The organism is Blastococcus sp. SYSU D00813 (assembly GCF_054050735.1).
Genome location: NZ_JBJGZX010000014.1, coordinates 63,445 through 85,528, shown reverse-complemented (window position 1 = coordinate 85,528; position 22,084 = coordinate 63,445). Strand labels below are relative to the sequence as shown.

At 73.3% G+C, this 22,084-nt stretch carries 25 protein-coding genes; 11 read left to right on the top strand and 14 right to left on the bottom strand.

The features are described 5' to 3' along the window. Nucleotide 1 precedes the first annotated feature (1 nt). On the top strand, nt 2–406 hold the full coding sequence (locus ACI8AX_RS12225) for a hypothetical protein (RefSeq protein WP_456550087.1): 405 nt from the start codon (nt 2–4) through the stop codon (nt 404–406). Nucleotides 407–412: 6 nt separating this feature from the next. On the opposite strand, the gene ACI8AX_RS12220 is transcribed toward ACI8AX_RS12225, so the two are convergent. Continuing rightward, complete coding sequence (locus ACI8AX_RS12220; protein WP_456550086.1) at nt 413–850, bottom strand: hypothetical protein; 438 nt, start codon at nt 848–850, stop codon at nt 413–415. A 55-nt stretch (nt 851–905) separates the two neighbouring features. Between ACI8AX_RS12220 and ACI8AX_RS12215 the strand changes: the two genes are divergently transcribed. From ACI8AX_RS12215 to ACI8AX_RS12205, 3 genes are all read left to right on the top strand, one after another. Beyond that, nucleotides 906–1,541 (top strand): hypothetical protein, encoded by a 636-nt coding sequence (locus ACI8AX_RS12215; RefSeq protein WP_456550085.1) that lies wholly within the window; start codon nt 906–908, stop codon nt 1,539–1,541. Nucleotides 1,542–1,609: 68 nt separating this feature from the next. Beyond that, the gene (gene mscL / locus ACI8AX_RS12210; protein ID WP_456550084.1) at nt 1,610–2,020 is read left to right on the top strand and encodes a large conductance mechanosensitive channel protein MscL; all 411 of its coding nucleotides are present in this window, start codon (nt 1,610–1,612) and stop codon (nt 2,018–2,020) included. Continuing rightward, nucleotides 2,017–2,925 (top strand): diacylglycerol/lipid kinase family protein, encoded by a 909-nt coding sequence (locus ACI8AX_RS12205; RefSeq protein ID WP_456550083.1) that lies wholly within the window; start codon nt 2,017–2,019, stop codon nt 2,923–2,925. The genes mscL and ACI8AX_RS12205 overlap by 4 nt, the downstream gene beginning before the upstream one ends. A gap of 13 nt (nt 2,926–2,938) precedes the next feature. Here ACI8AX_RS12205 and ACI8AX_RS12200 read toward each other — a convergent pair whose 3' ends face one another. Continuing rightward, the gene (locus ACI8AX_RS12200) at nt 2,939–4,264 is read right to left on the bottom strand and encodes a DUF4407 domain-containing protein (RefSeq protein WP_456550082.1); all 1,326 of its coding nucleotides are present in this window, start codon (nt 4,262–4,264) and stop codon (nt 2,939–2,941) included. Next, entirely contained in the window at nt 4,261–5,157 is an 897-nt protein-coding gene (locus ACI8AX_RS12195) for a hypothetical protein (protein WP_456550081.1), read from the bottom strand. Before ACI8AX_RS12195 ends, ACI8AX_RS12200 begins: the two co-directional genes overlap by 4 nt. A 134-nt stretch (nt 5,158–5,291) precedes the next feature. Here ACI8AX_RS12195 and ACI8AX_RS12190 point away from each other — a divergent pair, with 134 nt between their 5' ends. Continuing rightward, on the top strand, nt 5,292–6,194 hold the full coding sequence (locus ACI8AX_RS12190) for a carbohydrate kinase family protein (RefSeq protein WP_456550080.1): 903 nt from the start codon (nt 5,292–5,294) through the stop codon (nt 6,192–6,194). A 13-nt stretch (nt 6,195–6,207) separates the two neighbouring features. On the opposite strand, the gene ACI8AX_RS12185 is transcribed toward ACI8AX_RS12190, so the two are convergent. The 5 genes from ACI8AX_RS12185 to ACI8AX_RS12165 form a co-directional block, all read right to left on the bottom strand. Continuing rightward, complete coding sequence (locus ACI8AX_RS12185; RefSeq protein WP_456550079.1) at nt 6,208–6,372, bottom strand: hypothetical protein; 165 nt, start codon at nt 6,370–6,372, stop codon at nt 6,208–6,210. A gap of 107 nt (nt 6,373–6,479) precedes the next feature. Further along, complete coding sequence (locus ACI8AX_RS12180; RefSeq protein WP_456550078.1) at nt 6,480–6,848, bottom strand: HNH endonuclease; 369 nt, start codon at nt 6,846–6,848, stop codon at nt 6,480–6,482. Between the two features lie 223 nt (nt 6,849–7,071). Next, on the bottom strand, nt 7,072–7,380 hold the full coding sequence (locus ACI8AX_RS12175; protein WP_456550077.1) for a hypothetical protein: 309 nt from the start codon (nt 7,378–7,380) through the stop codon (nt 7,072–7,074). Between the two features lie 118 nt (nt 7,381–7,498). After that, the gene (locus tag ACI8AX_RS12170; RefSeq protein WP_456550076.1) at nt 7,499–7,675 is read right to left on the bottom strand and encodes a hypothetical protein; all 177 of its coding nucleotides are present in this window, start codon (nt 7,673–7,675) and stop codon (nt 7,499–7,501) included. A gap of 69 nt (nt 7,676–7,744) precedes the next feature. Further along, a complete protein-coding gene (locus ACI8AX_RS12165) occupies nt 7,745–8,422 on the bottom strand; it encodes a DUF6308 family protein (protein ID WP_456550075.1) in 678 nt (225 codons plus the stop codon). A gap of 132 nt (nt 8,423–8,554) precedes the next feature. Here ACI8AX_RS12165 and ACI8AX_RS12160 point away from each other — a divergent pair, with 132 nt between their 5' ends. Further along, the gene (locus ACI8AX_RS12160; RefSeq protein ID WP_456550074.1) at nt 8,555–9,184 is read left to right on the top strand and encodes a DUF6642 family protein; all 630 of its coding nucleotides are present in this window, start codon (nt 8,555–8,557) and stop codon (nt 9,182–9,184) included. Between the two features lie 454 nt (nt 9,185–9,638). Here ACI8AX_RS12160 and ACI8AX_RS12155 read toward each other — a convergent pair whose 3' ends face one another. The 6 genes from ACI8AX_RS12155 to ACI8AX_RS12130 form a co-directional block, all read right to left on the bottom strand. Then, on the bottom strand, nt 9,639–11,981 hold the full coding sequence (locus ACI8AX_RS12155) for an ADP-ribosylglycohydrolase family protein (protein ID WP_456550073.1): 2,343 nt from the start codon (nt 11,979–11,981) through the stop codon (nt 9,639–9,641). 148 nt (nt 11,982–12,129) lie between these two features. Continuing rightward, the gene (locus tag ACI8AX_RS12150; RefSeq protein ID WP_456550072.1) at nt 12,130–13,779 is read right to left on the bottom strand and encodes an NERD domain-containing protein; all 1,650 of its coding nucleotides are present in this window, start codon (nt 13,777–13,779) and stop codon (nt 12,130–12,132) included. A gap of 136 nt (nt 13,780–13,915) precedes the next feature. Beyond that, nucleotides 13,916–14,557, bottom strand: a complete 642-nt coding sequence (locus ACI8AX_RS12145; protein ID WP_456550071.1) for a hypothetical protein — start codon at nt 14,555–14,557, stop codon at nt 13,916–13,918. A 177-nt stretch (nt 14,558–14,734) separates the two neighbouring features. After that, nucleotides 14,735–15,649, bottom strand: a complete 915-nt coding sequence (locus ACI8AX_RS12140; protein ID WP_456550070.1) for a PGN_0703 family putative restriction endonuclease — start codon at nt 15,647–15,649, stop codon at nt 14,735–14,737. After that, complete coding sequence (locus ACI8AX_RS12135) at nt 15,646–16,215, bottom strand: hypothetical protein (RefSeq protein ID WP_456550069.1); 570 nt, start codon at nt 16,213–16,215, stop codon at nt 15,646–15,648. Before ACI8AX_RS12135 ends, ACI8AX_RS12140 begins: the two co-directional genes overlap by 4 nt. A gap of 134 nt (nt 16,216–16,349) precedes the next feature. Further along, on the bottom strand, nt 16,350–17,018 hold the full coding sequence (locus ACI8AX_RS12130; RefSeq protein WP_456550068.1) for an NUDIX hydrolase: 669 nt from the start codon (nt 17,016–17,018) through the stop codon (nt 16,350–16,352). Between the two features lie 39 nt (nt 17,019–17,057). Here ACI8AX_RS12130 and ACI8AX_RS12125 point away from each other — a divergent pair, with 39 nt between their 5' ends. Genes ACI8AX_RS12125 through ACI8AX_RS12105 form a run of 5 tightly spaced genes read left to right on the top strand, consistent with a single transcriptional unit; the run spans nt 17,058 to nt 22,050 of the window. Continuing rightward, nucleotides 17,058–17,915, top strand: a complete 858-nt coding sequence (locus ACI8AX_RS12125) for an ARPP-1 family domain-containing protein (RefSeq protein WP_456550067.1) — start codon at nt 17,058–17,060, stop codon at nt 17,913–17,915. Continuing rightward, on the top strand, nt 17,916–19,319 hold the full coding sequence (locus ACI8AX_RS12120) for an ADP-ribosylglycohydrolase family protein (protein WP_456550066.1): 1,404 nt from the start codon (nt 17,916–17,918) through the stop codon (nt 19,317–19,319). Nucleotides 19,320–19,328: 9 nt separating this feature from the next. Next, a complete protein-coding gene (locus ACI8AX_RS12115) occupies nt 19,329–20,165 on the top strand; it encodes a hypothetical protein (protein WP_456550065.1) in 837 nt (278 codons plus the stop codon). 5 nt (nt 20,166–20,170) lie between these two features. After that, on the top strand, nt 20,171–21,421 hold the full coding sequence (locus ACI8AX_RS12110) for a hypothetical protein (protein WP_456550064.1): 1,251 nt from the start codon (nt 20,171–20,173) through the stop codon (nt 21,419–21,421). Further along, nucleotides 21,418–22,050 carry an HD domain-containing protein gene (locus tag ACI8AX_RS12105; protein ID WP_456550063.1) on the top strand — a complete coding sequence of 211 codons (633 nt, stop codon included), beginning with the start codon at nt 21,418–21,420 and terminating at the stop codon, nt 22,048–22,050. The genes ACI8AX_RS12110 and ACI8AX_RS12105 overlap by 4 nt, the downstream gene beginning before the upstream one ends. The last annotated feature ends 34 nt before the right edge of the window (nt 22,051–22,084 follow it).

The window sequence follows — 22,084 nt, the reverse complement described above, 5'->3', positions numbered from 1 at the left end:
GATGACGACGACCGAGATCCGTGGACCGAGGAAGATCGACGACGCGGCGATCGAGCACGTCGTCGAGCTGGAGCGCGCGGAGGGCCGCGAGGCCTCCGTGGTGGAGGGCGCCGACGGGGTGGTGACCGGCGACCGGGTGATCGCGGTCAAGGCGTGCGGGGGCACCTCGTGCGGCGCGGAGCTGCTGCTGGAGTGCAGCCAGTTCGTCGCCGCGCGGGACGACCCCGAGCGCTCGTGGCTGTACCTCGTCGAGAACGTCGCGCAGGGCGACCCCGCGGCGTTCCGGGTGATCCGGATCGGTGGGGAGCGGCTGCAGGAGCTCCTCGAGCACGCCCGGGAGCGGCGCTACTGGACGGTGCCGGTACCCGACCGGATGTACGCCGAGGTACGGGCCGCGTCGAACTGACCGGGATCAGTGGACGACGCCGTCCACGACCTCCCGGCAGGGCATGCACCGCTGGGCGGAGCGCGACGAGAACTCCTCGGGCGCCCGCAGCCGGCGGCAGGTCGGGCACCAGCGGAACGACTGCCGTCGGCGGGTGGTGATGTCGCGCGCCGCGGCCGCGAGCGCCGCAGGGCGGGCCAGCAGGTCGTGGCAGGCGAAGGTGCGCCGGTCGAGGGGCTCGTAGCGGAGGCCGGCTCCGCCGTCCCAGGTGCCGCGGGGCCGGGCCAGGACGACCTCGTCCCCGTCGGCGGCGATGAGCACCTGCACCGGCCGGCCCGAGCCGAACCACCGTCGCCCGGCGGTGGGGGTGAGGACGTCGGTGTGCCGCCAGCCCCGGCCCAGCAGGTGGTGGAGCCTCGGGAGGGGTACCCGCAGGAGGGCGGCCAGGTCGGCGTCGTCGTCCATCGCGCTCCCCCGGCCCTCCGGTGTCTCGGCCCCAGCATGAGGGCATGGCGAGCGCATGGACACTCGGACGCTCGTCCTCGGCGACTGGACGCCGGTGGTGCGCGACGGGATCGACGTGCTGCGGCTGGTCGTCCTGGGCGGTGCGGTCGCCTACGCGGCCGCCGGGGACTGGGGTTCGGCGGCGCTGCTGGCGGTCCTGGGCGGGGTGACGCTGGTCGGGCGGCTGGTCCAGCTGCCCCGGCTCTACGACCTGTCGCTGACCCTGGGCATGGCGCTGCAGGGGTTCGGCGAGACGCTGGGCCTGTACGACCAGTGGGTCCGCTTCGACGACCTCGTGCACTTCACGCTGCCGATGCTGACCGCGCCGGTCGTCTACATCGCGCTGGCCCGCGCCGACGTCGTCCCCGATCCGCGCGACGAGACCCACCTGCGGCACTACGTCGGGATCGGCGTCGTCGCCTGGTGCGTGGGCATCGCGATCGGCGCGCTGTGGGAGCTGTACGAGTGGCGGTCGGACGCCTGGCTGGGCACCGATCTCTCGGAGGGCAACGACGACACCAACGGCGACCTGCTGCGCGACACGCTCGGCTCGCTGGTGGGCGCGGCGCTGCTGGTGGCGTGGGCCCGGTTCGGCTGGGGATCGGTGCGGCGCATCCCGGGCGTGAACACCCACGAGGAGGTCGACGCCTGAGGGCCCGACCTGCTGGGCGTCCCCCGCGGACCTACGCTCATCCGTCGGACCGGCCAGGAGGAGGACCCGTGCGCACGCTGCTCACCAACTTCCGCAACTTCGCCTTCTCCGGGAGCCTCGTCGACCTCGCGGTGGGCCTGGCGATCGGCGCGGCGTTCGCCACCGTCGTCGCCTCGCTGGTGGAGGACGTCATCCTCCCGCTGGTCGCGGCGATCTTCGGGGAGCCGAACTTCGACGCCCTGACGCTGACGGTCAACGGCGCGGTGATCCGCTACGGGTCGTTCCTCACCGCGCTGGTGTCGTTCCTGCTGCTGGCGCTGACGATCATGTTCCTCGTCCAGGCGGTCCGGAAGGCCACCGGCCGGGAGACCGCCGGCGCCCAGGGCAACCGGGAGTGCGACCACTGCAAGAGCTTCATCCCCGTCGACGCCACCGTGTGCATGTTCTGCACCCGCGACGTCGAGCCGGTCGTGCCGTGAGCAGCGGCCTGCTGGTCGCCGTCAACTCCGCGGCCGGGACGGCCGACGACGACGCGGTCGCCGCGGCCCTGCTCGAGCTGCGCGCCGGTGCCGACGTCGAGGTCGTCGAGACCTCCGACGCCGAGGAGCTGGAGGCGGCCGTCCGTGCGCACGCCGGACGGCGGCTGGTGGCGATCGGCGGCGACGGGTCGGTGCACGCCGCCGTCCGGGCGCTGGACCGGACCGGGGCGCTGGACCCCGCGCGGCCGCTGGGGATCGTCCCGCTCGGCACGGGCAACGACCTCGCGCAGTCGCTGGGCCTGCCCGACGACCCGGTGGAGGCGGCGCGGGTGGTGTGCAGCGGCCGGGCTCGGCCGATGGACCTGGTGCGCGACGACGCGGGAGGCATCGTGGTCAACGCCGTGCACGCCGGTGTCGGAGCCCGGGCCGGGGCGCTGGCGATGCACGTCAAGCCGGTGCTGGGGACGGCGTCCTTCCCGCTGGGCGCGGTGGCGGCCGGGATGACCTCCCGCGGCGCCGGGCTGCGCGTCGAGGTCGACGGCAGCGTCGTGTCGTCGGGCCACTGGGCCGCCGACGGCGACACCGGCGTCCTCATGGTCGCCGTCTGCAACGGGCCCACGATCGCCGGCGGCCGTCCGCTGGCGCCGGACGCGACGCCCGACGACGGCCTGGTCGACGTGGTGACCGTGGCCGCCACCGGGCCGGTCGCGCGGGCGGCGTTCGGGCTGGCGCTGCTGCGCGGGGACCACCTGTCCCGCTACGACGTCACCGTGGCGCGCGGGTCGAGGGTCTCCTACTCCGGGCCGCCGGTGGACGTCGACGCCGACGGGGAGATCACCGAGGACGTGCCCGCCCGCACGTGGACGGTGCACCGGCACGCGTGGTCGGTCGTCGTCCCGAGCTGACCGCTCCCCCGCCTCAGGCCATGCCGGCCATCGAGTCGTCGGGGTGCCGCGGGGCCGGGAAGCCGAGCTGCTCGTCGCGCCAGCGGTCGACCTGGCGCCGGGTGACGTCGAGCTGCGCCTCCAGCACCATGCCGGTCGCCCGGGACTCCGCCTCGATCGTGCGGGCGGCGCGCGCCTCGGCCGCGGCGATCGAGGACCGGGCGAGGGCGTCGGCCTCCTCGTACTCGGCCTGCAGCCGCAGCCGCACGCGCTCCTCGGTCTGCTCCTCGTCGAGCTTGACCAGCCGCTCGTAGAGCGACGGCGGGGCGAGCGCGAGCATCGTCTTGAAGATGATCGGCAGGCACTCCAGCGCGGTCATGAACCAGAAGAGCAGCAGGTGCGCGGTGTGCAGCGCGGGGTCGCGCTCGCCGAGCCGATCCAGGGCTGCGAGCCGGGCGAGGATGCCGTCGCTGTCATCGACCGCCGCCTCGTGGTTGGCGATCTCCGTGGCCAGCTCGTCCTCGGTCTCGGCGACGTCGGCCTGGAGCGCCTCGAGGCGGCCCTGCTGGTCGGCGGTGTTCTGCGCCTCCTGGGCAGTGAGCTCGGTGAGCGTCGTCGCCTTGAGCGCCTCGAGCTCGGCCACCAACCGGTCGCGTTCCGCGGCCAGCTCCTGGACCCGCTGCTGCTTCGCCGAGGTCACCGGGCCGAGTCCCCGGTCGCCTGTGCCGCAGGTGCCGTCGAGCTCGCACTGGTAGTCCCGCTCCGCCTCGTCGTAACGAACGAGCACCTCGTCCAGCCGACGCTGTACGGCGACCACTGCCGGGTCCTGGTCGACGTCCGCCTGCGTGACGCCGTCCGCGATGTCCGTCTGCAGGTCGACGATCTGCTGGCGCTTCACGGGCAGGTCGGCGAACCGGCTGTCCTCGTCGAGCTGCTGGTCGAAGGCCGCCTCCTCCTCGGCGGCCATCACCTGGATCTCGGTGTCGATCTCGGACTCGAACACGGCCAGGGTGAGCGGGGTCGAGACGACGGCGCCGATGAGCAGGGCGAGCCCCACGCGGGGCAGCGCCATGAGGACGATGCCCCACTTGGTCTTCAGCCGGGGTGTGGAGACGACGAGCCAGCGGTCGAGGTTGAGGATGACCAGGCCCCAGGCGAGGCCGCCGAGCAGCGCGAACGGCAGCCAGAGGTCCAGCGCCATCTGCAGCGCGTAGGTCGCCGCGACCACCGCGATCGCCGCCGTCGACGCGAGCACTGCGCCCATGGCGATCTGCTTGGTGCGCTCCTTGGGCGCCTGCCGCAGGACGTCGCGGTTGGCGCCGGAGACGGTCAGGAAGAACTCGCCGAGCCGGGCCCTCATCGGGTCTCCTCCGGCCGGTGGAAGCGGGCGCGCAGCGAGGCGGGCACGCCGACGAGCCCGGCGGGCGCGGGGGTCCTCGGCCGCAGCCGGTCCTGGGCGGCCCACAGCGCGTCGAGGCGCGCGGCGATCGGGGCGCCGGCGCCGACGGTGGCGGCGACGTCCATGTGCAGCGCGACCGGCGGCGGCGCGGACACGGTGGGCAGGTCGAGCTGCGGCACGGCCGTGGCCACCACGGTGGACGTCGCGACCGGCGTCGAGACGTGCCGGTTGCGGCCGATCACCTCGACGGCCCGGCTGCGGTCGATGCGCACCAGGGCCTCGCCGCAGGCCGGGTAGCCCCGCCGCCCGTCGACGACGACGTCGGCGGCGTGCTCGAAGCACCAGGTGACGCTGATGCTGGAGCCCGGGCGGACGATGTTGTGGCTGACCGACAGCGCCCGCAGCACCGGCGCCTGCTCGACCGGGGGCTGCTCCCCTGCGCGGACGCCGTGCCGGCAGGTGACCACCGGCGGCTCGGCCGGCTCGGTGACGTTCTCGCGGCGCTCGGCGTCGGCCTGGCGGGTGTCGCTGATCCAGCGGTCGGTCCAGGGCAGGGTGCTCTCGCGTCCGCCGTCGTCCGTCCGCTTCGCGTAGCGCGGCCCGCGGTCGCGCCAGCCCTTGGCGCGCAGCCAGGCCAGGAAGAGCAGCACGAAGAAGGACCAGAGGAAGACCTCGGTGACGTCCTTGAGGAAGCCGACCACGCGGTCGCCCTCGAGGTCGCCGCTCCACTCGGTGTTGGCGGCCAGGGCGGCGATCGCGCCGGTGAGCATGAACAGCGCCCAGCCGACCACGAGCGGATCACGGCGCAACGGTTCCCGGAACATCTCTCCCCCGACGTGCGGCTCGCGCCGCACGAGTACTTCCTCGCCCTACGGAACTGGACCGTCTCTTGTTACCGTGCGTGACCGTCGATCGGAACTCCGTTCACCCGAAGGAGAACGCCGACCCCGGCTGGTCACTGCGCGTGCGCGGCGGGCAGGCTGAGCGGGTGACTTCGGATCCTGGCCCGGCGTGGCCGCGGCCGACCGGGGCGGGTCCGGTGGTGGCGCTGGGCAAGCTGGTGGCCGATCAGGTGCTGGAGCTGTCCGGGCCCCTGGTTGTCGGTGGGCAGCAGCGGGTGGTGCGGTCGACGTCGGCCGGCGGCGCGGCGGCGAACGTGACGGCAGGACTGACGCGGGCCGGGGTGCCGGCGCGGCTGGCGGGCTGGGCCGGCGCGGACCCGGTGGCCGACGGGCTGCTGGCCGGGCTGGCCGCACGGGGTGTCGAGCTGGCGGTGGTGCGCCGGGGACGGGCGCCGCTGACAACGGTGCTGGTGCACCCGGACGCCGAGCGCACGATGCTCACCGATCGCGGCGAGGGCGGCCTCGAGGTGGGTGACGTGTTGCGCGCGTGGGTGGCCGACGCCGCCGTCCTGCACCTGGACGGCTACGACCTGCTGCGCTCACCGCGGGCGCTGGCTGTGGCCGCTGCGCTGGCGCGGGAGGCCGGGGTGCCGGTGAGCGCGGACGTCGCCGCGGCGACCCGGATCGCCCGGCACGGGGTCGCGGAGTACGTGGCGCTTCTGGCCGCGCTCGAGGCCGACGTGCTGTTCTGCAATGCCGACGAGGCGCGGGTGCTGGGGCTGGGCGACTCGCTACCGGATTGGGCGCCCGGGCTCGTGCTGGCGCACGCGGGGGCCCGGCCGACGCGGGTGGTGACGCGGTCGGCGTCCTGGGAGGTGCCGGTGCCGCCGGTCGCGCACCTCCGGGACACCACGGGATGCGGGGACGCCTTCGCCGCCGGCGTGCTCGCCGGCTGGCGGGCTGGGCTGCCGGTGCTGGCGGCGGTCGAGGCCGGCCACGCGGCGGCCGGGGTGGTCGCCGGCGTGGTGGGCGGTCAGCCGCCGGCGTGAGCCGGCCCGCGCCTCAGCGGGCGCGGGCGTCCGGGCGCAGGTCCGGCTTGGGCTGCGAGGGGCGGAACCCGGCGTCGAAGCGCTGGGTGGGCTCGAGGCCCGCGTCGTCCGGGTGGGCGTGCCGCCCGGCGCGGGGCAGGGCGAACTCCGCCGTCTCGTCGAGCAGGTGCTTGGCCACGAACGCCGTCCTTCCGTAGTCGGTCGGATACGGAGGGTACGGAAGTGTGGCAGCTCTAGCGAGGGCAGACCGGCATGGCGCAGGTCACAGCCACCCACCGCCCCCGGTCAGCCTCGCCGCACCACCGCGGTCAGCATCCCCGCGGGCGCGTAGCGCGAGCGGCGCCGGGCGAGCCGCTCCAGCTCCCATGCCCAGGGGATGCGGTTCCCCTTGCGCTCGTTGTGACGCGCGCACAGGGCCTGGCCGTTCGCGACCGTGGTGGCCCCGCCGTGGCTGTGCGGGTGCACGTGATCGGCCTGCAGTCGTTCCGTCGCCGAGCAGCGGCCGGACAGCCACGAGTGGTGCTCGCAGCGGTGACCGGCTCTCGCCAGGACGGCGCGCCGCTCGGCACCGACGAAGAGCCGCTGCGGGTCCTTGGGATGTCCACCGTGGACCAGGACGCGGGTGGCACGGACCAGCCTGCCGACGACGGCCACCCCGACGAGGACGGCGAGCCAGTGATGGGCGACGACGGCGTCGGAGAGCGATGCCAGGAGCTGCGCCAGGGGTGTCGGTGACCGGGTCCGACGACTCCTGCGACGCCGTGACCGGTCCGGTGCTCATGGGTCGGACGTCGAGCGCTGACGAGCAGAGCTTGAGGACCCGTCGGCTGGTTCACCCGATCGGCGTCAGGGACCCGGAGCCGGCCCGGGGGCGGGGTCACTCGTCGGCGAGGGCGGCCGCTTCCCACCGGCGGATCTCGTCGTCCTCGACCTCCTGCACGGTGGCCCAGAAGTCGGCGACGGTGAACGGGTACAGCAGACCGATGGCGCCGGTGCCTGCGCCGATCTCGACCCCGTCGTCGATCTCCTCGACCCACAGGTCGGCGTCGCAGTCACCGTCGACGAGCTCGGCGAGCTCCTCGACCGATGCCGTTCCGGTGGCCGCGAGCAGATCCGACAGGTCCGCGACGACGGGCGGCGCGGCCGCTGCGGTCGGCGGGACCTCCCGGGACGTACGGACGCGCACCCGCCGCCAGGCTGGCTGAGCTCCTCCGACACACCCGCGACCCGTCATCGACGGGAGTCTCCCGCGGCGGTACGACAGTTCCGGCACCGTGAGTTGACGTCCCGGTGAGGGGCGCGGGCTACCGGGAGTCGCGGTCCTGCGGTGCCGGCGGCGCGGGCTTGGGCCGCTCGCGGAAGCCCGGGTCGAAGCGCTGGGTGGCCTCGGGCTCCTGGGCCTCGTCGTCGTCCTCGGCCGCGTGACGTCCCGGCCGGGGCATCTTGAACTCGGCCGTCTCGTCGTTCAGGTGCCTCGCCACGATGGGTCCTCCCCCTACTCGCCTGTGCTCAGAGTACGGAGCCCGCGCGTCCGGCGGGTCCGGAGCGGGTCAGACGAGTCCCCGGCAGTGGTTCTCGAGGTGATCCGGCCGGTGTCGCATCCACGTGATGACGTCGAGCACGCGGAGAGCCGAGACCTGCTCCGGGACGCCGGCCGCCTCGCGAACGGCGACGAGCCTGTCGTGCAGCCGGGCGTCGTCGTCCTCGAAAGCCTCGAGCAGTCGCCCCACCTGCTCGTCCGGACCGCCGTGCAGACACCGGGCCACCCGGTCGTGGACCGGGAGCATCCGCGGCCGCTTCCGCGCCAGGAGGGTGCAGGCGAGGAACCAGTCCATGCCGTCGGGTTCCTCGAGGAGGTAGGACGCCGTCCTCGCGGACGACGTGGTGCCGAAGAAGTCGCCGGCGGAGGGGTGCTCGATCCCGACGTCCATGGGGATGTGTTCGAGGTACCAGGCCACGTCCTCCCCCAGGTCGCCCTCGAGGAGGTCGAGGGCCACGTCACCGGGGACACCGCCCGACCGCAGCGTCACCGCCACCAGGTCGTCGGCGGTGATCCGGTTGGCCGTCTCCGGGCGGTCACCGCCTCCGCCGAGGAACTCGAACCGGCTGCCCGGGTGACGGGGAGCCGACCGAGGCGCCCGGTCCGGTTCGAAGTACGTCCGCACGTCGTCGACCGCCCGCGGGGCCTCGACGATCCTGACGAGTTGGGACACGGAGATCGGTGGCACGGGCGCAGGTTGGCAGCCGGGTCGGACAGCTCCGGACGGACACCCGTCCTCGCCCGTCCCGCCAGCCACTTCCGGACGCAGGAGCGGCGGCGCCTGCTCCGGATGCCGTCCTGGAGTCCGCATCCTGGGGTCATGGCGAGCAAGGGGATCTTCTGCCTCGAGGGCGAGTGGGAGGACCGGTTGACCGACCGGGTCAGCGTCCGGCCGGCCCTGGACATGCTGATGACTCTGCGCGGCGGTCGGCTCATCCACCGCAACGCGGCCACACCGGAGGAGTTCGCCCACTACTTCGGCAAGTGGGCGATGCGGCGCTACAACGCCTTCCCCCTGGCCTACCTGGCCTACCACGGCCACCGGGGCGGGATCGACCTCGGCGGCGGAGTCATGACCCTCGACGAGGTCGCCGCTCTCGTGCCCGGCAAGCTCGCCGAGCGGGTCGTCTACTTCGGCGCCTGCGAAACGCTGGCCGCGTCCGACGACGACCTGCTCGCCTTCGTCGAGACGACCGGGGCGAAGGCGGTCATCGGCTACACCCGCCAGGTCCGCTGGGAGGAGTCGGCCGCGTTCGACTTCACGCTGCTCCCCGACGTCTTGGAGAGCATGGACATGCGCCGGCTGCACGCCCGACTGGCCAAGCGCCACCCGTACTTCCTCGACGGGCTCGGTCTGCGGATCGTGACGGCGTCCTGGGTGTCGCCGCGTCGGCGCACAACGGCCCAGCGCAACGCCGTCGCCACCCTGACCCCGGAGGGGGCGTCATGACCGACGAGCCCGATGAGGTGCTCGCTCAGCAATTCGAGGACCTGCTCGGCGGCCTGGACCGCCTGAAGAGCGGCGGCTACAACCCGACGCGGTTCACCCAGCTCGTGAGAGAACGGGGCGGAGCCGTGCCCGCGATCAAGACCCTGCTGGCCACGTCGCAGCACACCTCGTACGGGTTCCAGCCGCTGTGGGGGCTGGGCGCATCGGAGTCGAGTGCCGCGTTCGCCCGGCACTCCCAAACGGGGTTGCCCTCCGGGTCGCGCAGGCAGCCACGCAGGGCGACGAGGACGCGCTCCTGCGCTGAGGCCGGCTGCAGCAACTGCGGTCCTGCAAGGCGGGTGGCGCGGGGCGCGGCGGGCCGCGAAAGCTGGGGTGGCGAAGGCGATGGCGTCCCTGCCGCTCTCCATCCGAGGCTCCTGCTCACCCGTGCGAGGACCCACGCGGACCGGGGAGGTCACCAGCCGGGGTAGCGGGCCCACCAGTTCGGCTCGAGCCCGTCCTCCCACCCCATGGTGTAGTGGCCGGGTGCCGTCAGCGTGGCCGTTGGCTGGCCGCTCGGGCTCTCCGTCAGCTCGTACACGAGGTCGCGGGCCAGCGTGTCGGCGACCCACGACAGCTCCGCGCGGCTGAGCAGGTCCACGGGCAGGGCGTCCACGCCGTGGAGGGCCCCGAGCATCGCCCCGCTGACCGCGGCCACGCCGGAGCCCCCCGCCCGGCCCGCGAAGTGCAGGGCGCCGGCGACGTCATCGCTGCCCATGAACGACGAGAGCACGTAAACGGCAGCGCTCAGCGTCGCGGGAGCCGACTTGTCCACGGCGTACCCGCGGAGCACGGACACGTCGTGGGGACGGCTCCGACCGTCTTCGAGCGCTCGATGCAAGAGGTCCAGGCTGTGCTCGGTCGCGGCTGTGTCGGAGAGGGCGCCCAGAGCCTGTTCGAGGCCCGACGGCGGACCTCCCGTGGAGATCAGCGCCGAGACGATGACGGCACCCGAGCCCGCGGCCTCGTAGCCTCTCGGCGAACCATGCGTGAGGGCGGCGATGTCAGACGCGAAGTTGAACGCCTCCCCCGTCTCGAATTCCAGGAGAGCCGTCGGGAGCGTCCGCACGAGACCGTGCGCGCCCTTGCTGGAGGTCGTCGGCTCCTGCCTGCTCCCCTGCTTGCCACCGACGAGTGCGGACACCGTCGCCGGCGCGGAACCGCGTCGCTGCCGCAGGACCGGTACATCTGCGAGCCACCCGTCAGGCCAGCGCGTGCCGGCGCCAGCACGCCACCGCTCGTACACCGCAGGCGCCTCGATCCCCTGTCCGTGCGCCCACCTCACGAGCGCATGCCAGACGACACTCGGCGGGTGGCAGATGCCCTTGTGCGCGTGCCGGACGGACGCCCGGACGAGCCCCTCGGTGGTGACGAGAGCCAGTTGACCGGCGACCGTCCCGCGCAGCGCTTCCGCTCCCGGTGGGACGGCGCCCCCGCAGGCGTCCACGGCATCGCCGAGCACCAGGCCCAGGAGGAGGCCACGGGCAGCGCGGTTCCGGGCGGCCGTCCGCAGGTCGTCGGTCAGCGTGTCCTGCCCGGAGGCCGGCGGAAGGTCGTCCTCGCCTCGGACAGCTTCGATGCGCGGCATCGATGCTGCCCTCGTCGACGCCGCGCATCGGCTCTCGACCCAATGCACGACCGCGTCCGGCGGCGGCGCGACCAGCGCGTCCCTGAGTCGCTTGACGTAGATCGTCAACGCCACGGCGAGCACGGGGTCCGAGAAGTGCTCCACCAGAGCTCGAGCTGCCGACTCGGTGTCCTCCGACCGGAGGAGTCCCGGGGGAATGTGCTGTCCGTGGTCGCGCAGCCAGTCGTCCCACAGCGGTGGGGTTCCGCGGCGCGCGGCAGCGATCGCTCCGAGGGCGAGTGGCGCTGCCTGCTCCGACGCCGCCGTCCCCCAACCACGGTCAGCGAGCCGGGCCAGGTCGGCCGCCAGCGACGCCCGCCGACTCGTGGACGCGTGGATCTCCCGAGGACCGTCCCTCAGCCCGTCGGCCGCACCGCGGAGGGTTGCCGACTCGAAGATCCGGCCTGCGAGGTCGAGTACTCGGCCCAGCTCCTCGACTGGCGCATCGTCTCCGGCGACGGCGAGTCCCTTGAGCCGGTTCTCGATCCATCGACCCTCGATGCTGTCCGAGTCCCGCGCGGCGGCAGTGACCGCCCACGACAGGCTGGTTCCCGGCGACACCAGTCGACAGGCCATCAGAAGGCAGATCCGCTCAGAACCGCCCGGGAGCTGACTGGCCAGCTCCGGCGTGAGCTCGACGGTCGGCTCGTCAACCGCCAGGTCTCGCGGATCCAATGACTGCCCGGTCAAGTGATCCACCACCTCGAGACCCGCCTCGGCGTAGCGGGCCCATCCGTCGACCTCTGGCGGGACGGCACGCAAGCGTACGTGTTCCTCACTCGTCACCAGGCAAGCCGCGCTCGTGGTCAGGACGAGCGGCGCGAGCGTCGGCCCACCGAGCCGCAGGTCGGTTACGACCGCGAGGCGGGACCGGACGTGCTCGTGCTCGACCCGCGCCGGAGCGCCGGAGCGCATGACAGCGGCCGTCCGGAAGCGGAGGCCATGCTTACCGGTGCGCGCCTCGCTGTACTTGTAGAGCGCGAGACGGAGCATCTCCTGCCGGTGGACCGGCAGCAGATCGGGCGCGGCCAGGAGAGCCTGCACCAGCCTGATGGCCGAGAGCTCGCGCTCATCGGCGTCAGGACGCTCCCTGTAGGGGTTGGTGACGGCGTCAGCGGTGTTCAGCGGCACGTCCAGCTCCTACCGATCTGCGCCGCCTGCCGACCGCGGCGTCTCCGGTCCATCAGCCTCACCGAGGAGATGGACGGCGTCTCCACTCGAGGTGGTGAGGTCTCCGCCCGGCGCGTCGCCTCGGCCCACGGAACGCCCGGCGCTCGGCTCATCGGGCGCCGTCCGCTTGCAGGAGCCGTCGGACGACGCCTTCGCCGCCCACGCGGCGGATCAGGTCCAAGTCGCCGCAGACGACGAGCAGATCCCGGGCCCGCGAGAGACCGACGTAGAGCATCTCCCGAGCCCTCTCCTCGTTGCGGAAGCCGTTGACGGCGAGGACGACGGCCGGCCGCTCGAGGCCCTTGAAGCCGAGGACGTGCCCGTAGAAGAGGTCCTCGTCCTGCCAGTAGGTGGCCCAGTAGGCGTCCTGCCCCTCGGCCTGACGCTCGACCTGCACCGGGTGCCGGTGGTGCGTCGTCAGCAGGGCGAGGGACTCCGGTGGCCACCCCTGCTCGAGCAACTCCTCGGCGACGTCGTCGGCGGCTGCGACCGCCTCCTCGGGGCTGGCCAGAACGAAGCGGACCGGCAGCCCCGAGCGACCGCGGACCTTCATCCGCTCCGGCGCCAGGCTGGAGAAGGTCCCGGCGATCTGCTTGGTGTTCCGGAGGTTCTCGGTCAGCGGGATCGGCAGGAGGTCGACGGTCGGACGGCCCTGCCGCGCGAAGATGCGCTGCCCCTCGTCCGAGAAGACGTACAGCGAGCCCTGATCGGGGTCGCGCAGCGCCGCGAGGACCGCGTCCCACCAGCTCTGGGCGAAATCCTGCCCCTCGTCGATGACGATGGCGTCGAACTTCCGCTCGTCGGGCAGGTCCGCGGCGAGCGAGACCATGCGCGAGGGCAGAAACTCCTCCCAGTAGGCGCTGTCGTCGTCCGAGCCGGCGGGCACACCCCAGCCGATGCCGAGGGAGTGGAAGGTGCCGACGTAGTCGGGCCGCTGCCGCTTGGGCAGCTCGTCGACACGGCGCCGGAGGAACTCCGCCAGGCCGCGCGAGTAGCACATCAGCGCGACCCGCTGCCCGTCCGCGGCGAGGCGGCGGGCCTTCTCCACGGCCAGCCACGTCTTGCCCGACCCGGCGCCGCCCTGGATCTCGACTCGCGGGAACGCCTTCAGGTAGTCGAGGACCTTCGCCTGGTCCCTGGTCAGCAGGTCGCAGGCAGCCTCGCGCTCGGCGAGCTCAGCCAGCAGGTGCTGCTGCGGGATCGCCGCCCCGGCGAGGCAGTCGACGAGGTCCTTCACGTCCTGAGCGCTCGGCGGGTCGGGCTCGTCGCGCACCGTCTGCAGCGCCGTCCTGATCCGTGCGGCGGCGTGCGGCACGTCGGTGGCGTCGACCGCCATCCAGCGCGCCAGCCCCGGGGCGCGGAACGCGTCGGGCAACGTCGTCGCGGGCAGCGCGACGAGGTGGGCGGTGCGGAGGCGTCCCGCCGTCCAGCGGGGGTGGTCGGCCAGGTACTCGCAGAGCAGGTACTTGCATGCCACGGCCTGGTCGACGGGCTGGATGACCTCGTCGACGCCGTCGTTCCGCTGGCGCCACTCACCGCGGTCCAGGGAGACGCTGCCGCCCTTCACCTCGACGACGGCCACGCCGACGCCGGGCCAGGCGACGACGACGTCGGCCTCGCGGTCCTGGGAACGGTCGCTGAAGCGCAGGTTGCAGAAGAGGACGGCGTCGTCGGGCAGCTGCTCCCGCAGCGTGGTGACGAAGCGCTCCTCGGCCGCCGAGCCGAACCTCGGGTCGTCCGGATACCGGCGAGCGGTCATGACGGCTCCTTCGTGCTCCCGACCGCGCCCCGTCGCGGCCGTTGGATCCCGACCCTGACACGGCCGGCCGGCGGGACCAGGAGTTCCGAACCGGTGGCGGCCGCAACCGTCACTGCAGCCTCAGGACGCCAGCCGGTCACTCGTGGAATCGTTCGTACGACTCGAGGCATGCGGTGCACGTCATCTCGGCACCATGGAAGGCCTCCGGCGCGGCGGGCCGCCGGCAGGTGCGGCACCAGCGGAACGAGCGGCGCCGTCGGGAGGCGATGTCCTCGGCGACCCGGGTGACCTCGGAGGGGAACCATTGCAGGTCCTCGCGGGACAAGCGGTGCTCGCCCGGCGGGTAGACGTCCTGCCGCGGCCCCCAGTCGACCATCGGGCGGGCCAGCACGAAGCCGCCACCATGGACGCCGATCGACAGCTGCGCCGGCTGACCGCTCGTGAACCACTCCAGGCCGCTGTCCGGGCCGGCGTCCTCCCGCCGCCAGCCGGCGCCGAGGGCCCGGAGCACGGTCGGCCAGCTGACCCGGAGCGCGTCGGCAAGGGCCTGCTCGTCGGCGGTCGGATCACCCTGCCGACCCCAGTCCAGCCCGCATGCTCGGCAGGACCACTCGGGGTTGCCCCCGGGGTCCAGCAGGCAGCCCCCCAGGGCCACCTGCCCCTGCTCGGCGAGCTCGAAGAGGTCGCCCGACGGCATCCCCCACACGATCGGGATCGACTCCTCGCGCCCGCACCCCGGACAGATGCGTCCCGCCTGGATCCCCACCGACCCGCTCATGCGACTCCCGTGTCTCCGCGCCGTCCCGGTGACGGCGGAGGCGCAGCGTGGCAGCGGCCACTGACAGGAACCGGAACGGACGCCGCCTGATTCACCCGATCAGGCTGCACGTTCGGCTCGATTGCCGAGCACCGAATGGAGCGATCACCTCAACGGGCGACGAGCCGGCCGGCGCGGTCAGCCGCAGTAGCGGCGGCGGAAGTCCTGCGCCCAGCCCGCGAGGCCGGGCAGGCGCTCCGCCGCCACAGCGAGGACACCGTGCCCGAGGAAGCGGACCTCCGTCGGCATCGTGCCGCGGTCGGCGTCGAGGACCTCGACCGCGGACCGGGCTCCCGCGTCGTCGTCCCGGGCGAGGACGACCGTGATCGCCCGGTCGAAGGTCGGCATCCCGCTGGTACCGCCGCGCCGCACGCTCTCGGTCAACAGCACGTTGCGCAGCAGCTGCCGGGTCGCGTGCCCACGGAGCCGGCCGAAGGCGCCGGTCGTCATGGCGAAGTCGCTGCAGAAGCCTTCGTACCGCCGGTCCGCCTCGAGGTTCTCGGGATCGCGGCTGAAGCTGTCGACGTACTTGGTCTCGACGGCCACCAGCAGGGTCCGGCCGTCCGCCAGCGTCGCGGAGACCACCGCATCGAACGCCGAGCGGTCGCCGGTGTGCTCGCGGCGGTCGGGCGCCCACTCGCACTCGATCCCGTCGATGGTCCGGTTCCCGACCTCGACCGCGGTCAGGGTCGTGATGTCCAGCCCCAGCAGGTCGCCGAGGAGCCGCGCGGCCAGGTCCGGGTGAGCGCGCAGGTGGCCGAAGACGCTGAAGCACAGCGGCATCGAGCTGAGCATGTTGGTGCGCAGGCGCGTCCTCTCGAGCTGACCGCCCTCGTGCCGCACCTGCTCCGCGCGGAGGTCCGCGTAGTCGGCCGCCTCATCGCTCAGGAAGTTCCGCCGCCAGTGCTCGTCCGGCAGGTAGTTGCCGAGCGGCCGGCCGTGCCCCTCCCCCGCGGGGAGGCGGAGCACCTCCTCGCGGTAGGCCGACTGCCGCCGGCGCTCCCGGCGGGTCACCGCGTCGTCCGACGCGACGTAGGTGATGTCGGTGCTCATGCGACGCAGTTCCCGCACCGGCCGCTGGGCGGCAGCTGCATGTAGCAGGACGGGCAGATCGCGACGGGGCGCGGCTTGCGCTCGGCCTCCCGCCGTCGCGACGCGGCGAGCCTCTCGGTGAGCGCAGGACGCCCGCCGTCCGGAGGCAGCTCAGCGCCGAAGTACTCGTAGCAGCGCAGGCGAGCCTCGGCGGCGTGCAGGTCGAGATCCTCAGGGACCTCCTCCCCGTACAGCTTCGGGACGTACTCGTAGCCGGCTCCGACCTCCTCGGTCTGCCGGACACACAGAGCCGTGAGTGGCGGCTCGCCGCGTTGGTGGCCGTCCTCCGCCAGTGGGCCGAGGATCTGCGGCATCAGGTTCCGGAGCTGCATCCCGGTCTCGATGTCGGTCACTTCGAACACCCGCTCGGCCAGCTGCCCGTAGGTGACGTATGCGCCGTACCGGCCGGCCGTCGCCACGAGCTCCTCGCGGGCCGCGGCGATCCAAGCCGGCTTGGCCTCGGAGAAGGGGACGGGTGTGCCGTCACTCCGTCGCCAGGTGCCCCGGGGGCCGTCATCGGTAGCCATGAGCGGACGGTAGGTACGGATACGGCTCGGTCCGGACCGCCACGCCCGCCGCACGGCACAGGCGTCCGCATGGCATCGCCCGGCTCACCGACCAGCACGGGCACACGAGCCACAACCACCCGCCTGCCAGCGGCTCAGCGCCGCCGGTAGAGGTGAGCCGGCTTGCCGATCGAGCCCGCCGTGCGCCGCTCCGTCTTGACCAGGTGCGGTTCCATCGCCCGCCGGAAGGTGTCCGAGGAGCTCACCGGTCGCCCGCTCACGGCCTCGTGGAGGTGCTGCAGCCGCCGCATGGGGAACAGCTCGTCCGGCAGGAGGTGCGCCGGATCCGGGCGCTTGGCGTAGGCGTCGCGGAGCCACTCGGTGGCCCGCCGGACGATGTCGTCGTGGTCGAACAGGAGGCCGTGGGCTCGGTCCACCGGGCGGACGTCGAGCTCGTCCGGCCGCGCGTCGAGCACCGGCGCGACCACCTGCCAGGGCAGCGCGACGACGTGCGCCACGGACAGCACCCACCCGCGGTCGTCGCGGTCCGGCCGGTCGAAGACGTGCAGCTGCTGGGGGACGACGTCCGCGGGCAGCCCCACCTTGTCGCGCAGGGACCGACCGACCGCCTCCGCGAGGGTCTCCCCCTCGTGCAGGAAGGTCCCCGGCAGGGCCCAACCGTTGTGGTTCTCTGCGCCGTCGCGGCGCACGAGCAGGACCCCCAGCTCCCGCTCGCCGTCCGGCACAGTGAGCACCGCGGTGTCGACGGCGAGCGACGGCCGCGGGTAGTCGGTGAGGGCCTTTCCGGACGAGTCGGTGTGCACGAGGTTAACGTTAGCGCAGACTCCGTCTAACTTCGCCTCATGCCAGTTAGCTCGAATCTGCGCTTAAGCGGCCGGCTCCACGTCGGTCAGGGCACCTCGCGTGGCGCCCTCACCGTCTTCCCCGTGTGGACGGACGCTCCGTCGGCTCGGGCCGACTACCTCACCGGGACCGCCGCCGCGGTGGACGTCGCCGAGCGCGCCGGCAGCCCCGTCGTCGAGGAGCTCGTCCTCACCAACCGGTCGGGCCGCCCCGCCCTCCTGCTCGCCGGCGAGCTGCTCGAGGGCGGCTGGCAGACGCGTGCGCTGGCCGCCACCACCCTGCTGGCACCCGAGCAGCGGACGGTGCAGCCGGTCGTCTGCGTCGAGCAGGGCCGCTGGGCCGGCGGCGCTGCGCACGTCCGCCGGGCTCGCCGGGCACCGGTCGGCGTCCGCCGGGCCGTGGAGTCGCAGCAGGAGGTGTGGAGGCGGGTCCGCGGGTACGCCGCGGTGGCCGGCTCCTCCCCCACCGAGTCGCTCGCCGACCGGCTCGACGTGACGGCCGCGGTGGCCGAGGACCTCACCCGGGGCCTCCGGCCGCTCGCCGGTCAGCGAGGCGTGCTGATCGGCATCGCCGGTCGACCCGTGTCCCTGGAGCTGTTCGACAGCGGCCGGTCGCTCGCGGCGCACTGGTCGGCGCTGCTGCACGCGGCGACGCTGGACGCTCTCGGTCGACCCGAGTTCCGCACCCCCGCGGCGCTGGCCCGCTCGTTCGCCGAGCGGGTCGAGGCGACCTCCCTGACCGATGCGGGACCCGCCGGGCTCGGTGCGCGTGTCCGCGGCGGTCGTCGTGTGAGCGTGGACGCCGTCCGCTGGAACGACCGCACCATCCACCTCTCCGCCGTCGCCTCGGAGGCCTGAATGACCCCGAAGATCCACCGCTCGTCCCGCGTCGCCGGCGCGCTCGTCGGCTCGGCCGTCGGCGACGCCCTGGGCGCGCCGTTCGAGTTCGGCCAGCCCGGGGCGTTCAGCGCCCGCTTCCCTACCCCGGCCCGAGGCGCGAAGACCGAGATGTGCGGCGGCGGGGCGATCGGCTGGGAGCCGGGTGAGTTCACCGACGACACCCAGATGGCGCTGCTCGTGGCGCAGTCGCTGGTCGAGCACGACGGACTCGACGAGGCCGACGTCTTCGACCGGTTCCGCGCGTGGGCGGCGGCGAACCCGCCGGACATCGGCAACCAGACCCGCGCCGTCCTGAGCTCCGGGCGGCCGTGGGACGTCGCCGCGGCCGAGCACTTCGCCCGGTCCGGGCACGCGGCCGGCAACGGCTCCCTGATGCGGACGACGCCGGCGGCCATCCGGTTCGCGAAGGACGGCACCGCGGCGACCGTGGACGCCGCCCGGCGGATCTCGGCACTCACCCACGGCGACCCGTCGGCCGGTGAGGGCTGCGCGGTCTTCCACGAGCTGATGCGCGTGGCGCTGGACGGCGGCGACCCGCTGGCGGCGATCCCGGCGGCGCTGGAGCTCATGCTCCCTGACCACCGCGACCGCTGGGCGACCGTGCTCGCGCCCGGCTGGACGCCGGACCAGGCCACCGAGCGCAACGGCGCGGTGTGGCCGACGCTCGGCCAGGCGGTGTGGGCGCTGCGCACCGGACGCGACTTCGCCGAGGTGCTGCGGCTGGTGATCGATTTGGGCGGGGACACCGACACGGTCGCCTGCGTCGCCGGCGGCCTGGCCGGGGCGGTGTACGGAATGGGTGGCATCCCGAGCCGGTGGGCGTCGGCCGTGCACGGGCGGGTGCCCGGCCACGACGATCGCGTGTGGCGGCTGGCCGACCTGCAGCAGCTGGCCGCGGCGCTGGACTCCGGGGTGCAGCAGAGTTACGACCCCGGGGTCATCCCGCGGATCGGTCCGACGGAGGTCCTGCCGGGCATCTGGGCCGGCAACTTGGACGGCGCGCGGTACAGCGACACCGACTTCGCCGTCATCTCCCTGTGCCGGCTGGGCGAGCCGTTCCCGCACCCGGTGCACCGGATGGCCTACATCGCCGACAACGACTACAACGCCGACCTCGACGTCATGCTCGCCGACGTGCTCGACGACATGAAGGCGCTGCACGACGAGGGGCACCGGATCCTGGTGCACTGCCACGGCGGCGCCTCGCGAACCGGGCTGGTGCTGCGCGGCTACTTGGTGCGGGAGCAGGGGATGTCGGTCGAGGAGGCGACGGCGCACGTCGCCGAGCGCTGGCCGCACCTGGGCCTGTGGAACGCCAGCTTCACCGCCGCGCTCGAGCGCCTCGCCGAGAAGAACGACTGAGGAGACGTCATGGCCCTGATCACCTGCCCCGTCTGCGACAGCTCCGACCTCGACGGCGTCGAGAAGCTCGCGGACGGTCGACTCGTCGTGCGGTGCCTCGTCTGCGACCACGAGTGGATCCGCGGGGAGAGCCGCGCCCCGCGACAGCCCGCGGTCGCGGCCACGTACGAGAGCCTCAAGGTCGCCTTCCCGCAGCCGGACGACGTCCTTCCCCACGCCCGCGACCGCGTGGTTCAGCTCGTCGACGCCTTCCTGCAGAAGACACCCGAGCTGGACCCGCAGGTCATGCCCTACCGGGCGAAGTACCAGGCCATCTTCAGCGCCGACGGACTCCCCCAAGCCGACCCGGACGACCTCAAGGCCTTCGCAAACAACTCCGTCGTCGCCCACCCGGGCAACATGTCGGTCTTCAACGACGCCTGGAACGCGATGGGCCCGGGCAAGGCCGCAGCGCGGCTGCGCGGCACCATCGAGTACCTGCTCCGCGGGCCGGAGGGCACGAGGCTAGAGGACCGGTTCACCGATCTGGTCGAGGAGCGCAAGGGCCTGGGGATGACCGGATTTAAGGAGTCCCTGCTCACCCGCGTGCTCTGCATCGTGGAGCCCGACCGCTTCCTGCCGATCCTCAAGTACTCGACGCCGTCCGGCGGCAAGAAGGAGATCGCCGCGCTGGTCTACGGGCTCGACCTGCCGGCCCGGGAGAAGGTGTCCTGGACCATCGGCCGGCTGGTCACCTGGAGCAACGACCTCCTCGTGGACCTGCTGGCCGGGGCGTTCGACGACCTCGGCCACGCCTCAGCGTTCCTGTGGTGGGCCAAGAACCAGCCGACCGCGGCGACAGCGTGAGCCCCGTGGACGTCGCCGGGGCCCGGCGTCGAGTCGCCGAAGCCATCAGCGGGGAGGACGACGAGGACGTCGCCGTCCGCGTCGGCGACCACGCCGCCGGCGAGCTGCACGTGACCATCAGCAGCAAGCACCCGGGCACCTACTACACCCAGTGGGTGGACCTGCGCGCCGACGGCACCGTGCACCTGCCGGCGCCCGACGACGGCTTCACCTCGCCGGCCGCGAAGGGCACGACCGCGGGAACGGCGACCTCCACCGACGAGGCCGTGGCGCTCGTCGTCCGCGAGGTGAGGGACGCCCTCTCCTACTTGCGGGAGTTGCAGGGCAGGCAGGCCGCCCGTGCCCGACCGGCGCAGCAGCCGCCGGTTGCCGACGACGACCTGGCCGAGGCGTGCACGCTGTGGCAGGGCGGCCGGGACGTCGGCTCCTCGCCAGTGCGCGCCGCCGCCCGGGTGCTCAGCGGGGTGCGCCACTACTTCTCCGCGCCGTTCATCAGCGCCTACGACGAGCAGGCGCGGACGTCACCGGAGGTCCTAGCGGCCGGGATAGCGCTGCTGCGGTCGGTCAACGCAGCGCCGTTCCGGAACGCCGACGGTTGGGCGTCCGTGGTCGGTCTGCCGGCGGGTGGCTTCGTCGGTCGGGGCATCGCATCGAAGCCGGCCGAGGACCCGCAGATCGAGCGGCGGCTGCGCACGGGGCAGATCGAGATGCCGCTGTGGGGCGTCTCCCTCTCCCCCGCCGTCGCGGCCGGCTTCGGGACCCGCTTCCGGTTCGAGCTGGACGGTCCGTTCCCCGCCGTCCCGGCCTGGGTCCACTCCGGGATCAAGGCCGAGGAGCAGGAACTGGTCACGGGCGGTCGGTACCGGGTGCTGACGCGGGAGGACCGGAACGGGACAACGGTCGTCCGGCTGCGGTGGATGGGCGCCAGCGGTGACCGGATCGGGTCCGATCCGCTGCTGCTGTCCGTGCTGAGCGCCGCCTCCGACCCGGTGGACAGCTCACTGACCCGGGTGGCCGGCCCCGAGGAGCTGAAGCTTCGGCTCAGCGCGGACGACTGGGCCACGGTGACCCGCGCACCGGAGGCGGCGACCGTGCGCGTCACCCGCTACTGGGCCCCGGACCCGGACTGGGCCGCGGGGGGCGACGACGAGTACAGCCAGTGGGCCGCCATCAGCGCGGCCTCACGGACGACGACGGTGCCAGCGGAGGTCGAGGCGATCCTCGCCGCCGTCAAGACCAGCAAGGAGAACTCATGACGACCTTGGAGGAGCGCGCCCGCATGGGCGCGGGGCCGCTCAGCGAGCGGTTCGACGACGCATTGCTGTTCGCCGCGCGGCACCACAGGAAGCAACTGCGCAAGGGGTCGGAGGTGCCGTACATGTCGCACCTGATGAGCGTCAGCGCGCTGGTGCTCGAGCACGGCGGTTCCGAGGACCAGTCGATCGCCGGCCTGCTGCACGACGCGGTCGAGGACGCCCCAACCGGCCAGGACGGGGCGGTGCTCGCGGAGATCCGGGCGCGCTTCGGTGACGCCGTCGCCGACATCGTGCGGGCGTGCTCGGACGGGCTCGACGAGGCGGGCAACCGCAGCGGCTCGTGGCGGGAGCGCAAGGAGGCCTACGTCGCCGGGCTTGACACGAAGTCGCGCGAGGCGTTGCTGGTCACTGCGGCGGACAAGACGCACAACGCGCTCTGCATCGCCTCAGACGTCCGCCGCTACGGCCAGGGCTTCTGGTCGACGTTCAACGCCGGCCGGGAGCCGTTGGTCTGGTACTACACAAGCGTCCGAGACGTCGTCTTACGGCGGCTGCCCGACAGCTCGATCGCTGTGACACTCAGCCGAGCGGTGGGCGAACTGGTCGACTCTGCGGATGCCGGTCGATGAGGATCACCTTCGAACGCCCGTCCGACGTGGACGG

Bases quoted from the DNA above. Each gene is read 5' to 3' on its own strand.
- ACI8AX_RS12200 (WP_456550082.1), bottom strand. From the start codon at position 4,264: ATGAGGGCCCGGCTCGGCGAGTTCTTCCTGACCGTCTCCGGCGCCAAC.
- ACI8AX_RS12125 (WP_456550067.1), top strand. From the start codon at position 17,058: ATGCCAGTTAGCTCGAATCTGCGCTTAAGCGGCCGGCTCCACGTCGGT.
- ACI8AX_RS12150 (WP_456550072.1), bottom strand. From the start codon at position 13,779: ATGACCGCTCGCCGGTATCCGGACGACCCGAGGTTCGGCTCGGCGGCC.
- ACI8AX_RS12220 (WP_456550086.1), bottom strand. From the start codon at position 850: ATGGACGACGACGCCGACCTGGCCGCCCTCCTGCGGGTACCCCTCCCG.
- ACI8AX_RS12120 (WP_456550066.1), top strand. From the start codon at position 17,916: ATGACCCCGAAGATCCACCGCTCGTCCCGCGTCGCCGGCGCGCTCGTC.
- ACI8AX_RS12115 (WP_456550065.1), top strand. From the start codon at position 19,329: ATGGCCCTGATCACCTGCCCCGTCTGCGACAGCTCCGACCTCGACGGC.
- ACI8AX_RS12160 (WP_456550074.1), top strand. From the start codon at position 8,555: ATGGCGAGCAAGGGGATCTTCTGCCTCGAGGGCGAGTGGGAGGACCGG.
- ACI8AX_RS12105 (WP_456550063.1), top strand. From the start codon at position 21,418: ATGACGACCTTGGAGGAGCGCGCCCGCATGGGCGCGGGGCCGCTCAGC.
- ACI8AX_RS12135 (WP_456550069.1), bottom strand. From the start codon at position 16,215: ATGGCTACCGATGACGGCCCCCGGGGCACCTGGCGACGGAGTGACGGC.
- ACI8AX_RS12145 (WP_456550071.1), bottom strand. From the start codon at position 14,557: ATGAGCGGGTCGGTGGGGATCCAGGCGGGACGCATCTGTCCGGGGTGC.
- ACI8AX_RS12215 (WP_456550085.1), top strand. From the start codon at position 906: ATGGACACTCGGACGCTCGTCCTCGGCGACTGGACGCCGGTGGTGCGC.
- ACI8AX_RS12140 (WP_456550070.1), bottom strand. From the start codon at position 15,649: ATGAGCACCGACATCACCTACGTCGCGTCGGACGACGCGGTGACCCGC.
- ACI8AX_RS12225 (WP_456550087.1), top strand. From the start codon at position 2: ATGACGACGACCGAGATCCGTGGACCGAGGAAGATCGACGACGCGGCG.